At 70.9% G+C, this 3,662-nt stretch carries 4 protein-coding genes; all 4 read left to right on the forward strand.

All coding sequences use genetic code 11. The annotated features are described in order from the left end of the window. The coding region (locus tag P3W75_RS07960) for a methionyl-tRNA formyltransferase (RefSeq protein ID WP_276226824.1) at positions 1 to 574 on the forward strand (574 nt) is incomplete at its 5' end. Next, the gene (gene rsmB, locus P3W75_RS07965) at positions 571 to 1,881 is read left to right on the forward strand and encodes a 16S rRNA (cytosine(967)-C(5))-methyltransferase RsmB (RefSeq protein ID WP_276226825.1); all 1,311 of its coding nucleotides are present in this window, start codon (positions 571 to 573) and stop codon (positions 1,879 to 1,881) included. The genes P3W75_RS07960 and rsmB, both read left to right, overlap by 4 nt. Positions 1,882 to 1,905: 24 nt before the next feature. Further along, entirely contained in the window at positions 1,906 to 3,279 is a 1,374-nt protein-coding gene (gene trkA, locus P3W75_RS07970; protein WP_276226826.1) for a Trk system potassium transporter TrkA, read from the forward strand. A gap of 14 nt (positions 3,280 to 3,293) precedes the next feature. Next, positions 3,294 to 3,611 (forward strand): tetratricopeptide repeat protein, encoded by a 318-nt coding sequence (locus P3W75_RS07975; protein WP_276226827.1) that lies wholly within the window; start codon positions 3,294 to 3,296, stop codon positions 3,609 to 3,611. The last annotated feature ends 51 nt before the right edge of the window (positions 3,612 to 3,662 follow it).

Below are 3,662 nucleotides of genomic sequence, written 5' to 3' on the forward strand. Positions count from 1 at the left end.
CCAGCGCGCGGTGCAGGCCGGCGACGGCGAGAGCGGCGTCACCGTGATGCGCATGGAGGCGGGTCTGGACACCGGGCCGATGCTGCTCAAGGTCACCACCCCGATTTCCGCCGAGGACACCGGCGGCAGCCTGCACGACCGCCTGGCGCGCCTGGGCCCGCCGGCGGTGATCGAGGCCATCGCCGGCCTGGCCGCCGGCACCCTCGTCGGCGACGTGCAGGACGACGCCCTGGCCACCTACGCGCACAAGCTGAACAAGGACGAGGCGAAGCTTGACTGGAGCCGTCCCGCCGTGGAACTGGAACGCAGCGTGCGCGCCTTCGACCCGTGGCCGGTGTGCCACACCACGCTCAACGGCGAGCCGCTGAAGGTCTGGGCCGCGCGCCTGGGCGAGGGCAGGGGCGAGCCCGGGAAAATCCTCGACGCCAGCCGCGACGGCCTGCTGGTCGGCTGCGGCGAAGGCAGCCTGTTGCTGACCCGCGTGCAACTGCCCGGCGGCAAGCCGCTGGCCTTCGCCGACCTGTTCAACAGCCGCCGCGAGCAGTTCGCCGCCGGCCTGGTGCTCGGCCAATGAGCACCAGCCCGCGCCTCGCCGCCGCCCGCGCCCTGACCGCCGTGCTCGCCGGCCGCGCCTCGCTGGGCGGCTCGCTGCCGCCGCAGCTGGAGCTGGTCGCCCCGCGCGACCGCGGCCTGACCCAGGAACTGGCCTTCGGCACCGCGCGCTGGCAACCGCGCCTGGCGGCCCTGGCCGCGCGCCTGCTGCAGAAGCCGTTCAAGGCCGGCGACCGCGACGTCGAGGCGCTGCTGCTGGTCGGCCTGTACCAGTTGCTCTACACCCGCATTCCGCCGCACGCGGCCATCGGCGAGACCGTAGGCTGCGCCGACAAGCTGAAGAAAACCTGGGCCAAGGGCCTGCTCAACGCCGTGCTGCGCCGCGCCCAGCGTGAAAGCGAAGTGCTGCTGGCCGATATCGACCGCGACCCGGCCGCGCGCCTGGCCCACCCGCGCTGGCTGCAGAAGGCGCTGAAACAGGCCTGGCCGGAGCAGTTCGAAGCGGTCTGCGCGGCGAACAACGCCCACCCGCCGATGACCCTGCGGGTCAATCGCCGCCAGGGCAGCCGCGACACCTACCTGGCCGAGTTGCAGGCCGCCGGCATCGAGGCTGCGCCCTGCGCCTTCAGCCGCGACGGTATCCAGCTCGCCCAGCCCTGCGACGTGCGCGAGCTGCCGGGCTTCGCCGAAGGCCGCGTGAGCGTGCAGGACGAAGCCGCGCAGCTGGCCGCCGACCTCCTCGAACTGGCCCCCGGCCAACGCGTGCTCGACGCCTGCTGCGCCCCCGGCGGCAAGACCTGCCACCTGCTGGAAGCCGAACCGGGCCTGGCCAGCGTGCTCGGCGTCGACCTGGAGGAAAGCCGCCTGGTGCGCGTGCGCGAGAACCTCGCGCGGCTGCAGCTGGACGCCAGCCTGGTCGCCGCCGACGGCCGCGACACCGGCGCGTGGTGGGACGGCAAGCCGTTCCAGCGCATCCTGCTCGACGCGCCCTGCTCGGCCACCGGCGTCATCCGCCGCCACCCGGACATCAAGCTGACCCGCGCCGCCGAGGACATCCCGGCCCTGGCGCAACTGCAGGGCGAGCTGCTCGACGCCCTGTGGCCGACCCTGGGTGTGGGCGGCATCCTGCTCTACGCCACCTGCTCGGTGATGCCGCAGGAGAACCGCGAGTCGATCGCCGCCTTCCTCGCCCGCACCCCCGGCGCCCGCGAGCTGGACCTGGCCGGGCCCTGGGGCCTGAAACAGGAACACGGCCGCCAGCTGCTGCCGCAGGAAGACGGGCACGACGGTTTCTACTATGCCAAGCTCATCAAGATCTCCGCTCGCTAGCACAGCCCCGGACGGCGCGACCCCATGAAGATCATCATCCTCGGTGCCGGCCAGGTCGGCGGCACCCTGGCCGAGCACCTGGCCAGCGAAGCCAACGACATCACCGTGGTCGACACCGACGGCCAGCGCCTGCGCGACCTCAACGACCGCCTGGACATCCGCACCGTGCACGGCAAGGCGTCGTTCCCCACGGTGCTGCGCCAGGCCGGCGCCGACGACGCCGACATGCTGGTGGCGGTGACCAACAGCGACGAGGTGAACATGGTCGCCTGCCAGGTGGCCTACACCCTGTTCAACACCCCGACGCGCATCGCCCGCGTACGCGAGGCGGCCTACCTGACCCGCGCCGGCCTGTTCGACAACGAAGCCATCCCGGTGGACGTGCTGATCAGCCCGGAACAGGTGGTCACCAACTACATCAAGCGCCTGGTCGAATACCCCGGCTCACTGCAGGTGATCGACTTCGCCGAAGGCAAGGCCCAGCTGGTCGGCATCAAGGCCCACTACGGCGGCCCGCTGGTGGGCCAGGAGCTGCGCCAGCTGCGCGAGCACATGCCCAACGCGGACACCCGGGTGGCCGCCATCTACCGGCGCAACCGGCCGATCATCCCCCAGGGCGACACCGTCATCGAGGCCGACGACGAAGTGTTCTTCATCGCCGCCAAGGCCCACATCCGCGCGGTGATGGGCGAGATGCGGCGGATGGAGGAGAACTACAAGCGGATCATCATCGCCGGCGGCGGCAACATCGGCGAGCGCCTGGCCGAAGCCATCGAGAACCGCTACCAGGTGAAGATCATCGAGATGAACCCGGCGCGTTGCCGGCACCTGTCGGACAACCTCGACAGCAGCATCGTGCTCCAGGGCAGCGCCTCGGACCGCGACCTGCTGCTGGAGGAAAACATCGGCGAAACCGACCTGTTCCTGGCGCTGACCAACGACGACGAGGCCAACATCATGTCCTCGCTGCTGGCCAAGCGCCTGGGCGCGCGCAAGGTGATGGCGCTGATCAACAACCCGGCCTACGTCGATCTGGTGCAGGGCGGCGAGATCGACATCGCCATCAGCCCGCAGCTGGCCACCATCGGCACCCTGCTGACCCACGTGCGCCGCGGCGACATCGAAAGCGTGCACTCGCTGCGCCGTGGCGCGGCCGAGGCCATCGAAGTGGTGGCCCACGGCGACGCCAAGTCGAGCAAGGTCATCGGCAAGCGCATCGGCGACGTGCACCTGCCGCCGGGCACCACCATCGGCGCGGTGATCCGCGACGACGAGGTGCTGATCGCCCATGGCGACACGGTGGTGGAATCCGGCGACCACGTGATCCTCTTCGTGGTCGACAAGAAACGCATCCGTGACGTCGAGCGGCTGTTCCAGGCCGGTCTGACGTTCTTCTGAAGGAGGGCCGGGCGATGCTCGAAGGCCTGGAAAAGATGCTCGCCAAGGGCGTGGACAACCCGCTGCTGCGCTTCGGCCTGGGCAAGGGCTACCTGGACGCCGGCGACGCCGCGAAGGCCGCTGTGCACCTGCGCCGCTGCGTGGAGCAGGACCCGAAGTACTCCGCCGCCTGGAAGCTGCTGGGCAAGGCCCTGCAGGCCGAGGGCGACACCGCCGGCGCCCGCGCCGCCTGGAGCGACGGCCTGGCCGCCGCCCAGGCCCACGGCGACAAGCAGGCGGAGAAGGAAATGACGGTGTTTCTGCGCAAGCTGGACAAGGCGCAGAACGGCTAGCCAGGTGTGGCTGTAGGAGCGCGCCATGCGCGCGATTCGCGGGCATGGCCC

The sequence above is a fragment of the Pseudomonas citronellolis genome, assembly GCF_029335315.1.
Taxonomy (GTDB): domain Bacteria; phylum Pseudomonadota; class Gammaproteobacteria; order Pseudomonadales; family Pseudomonadaceae; genus Pseudomonas; species Pseudomonas citronellolis_A.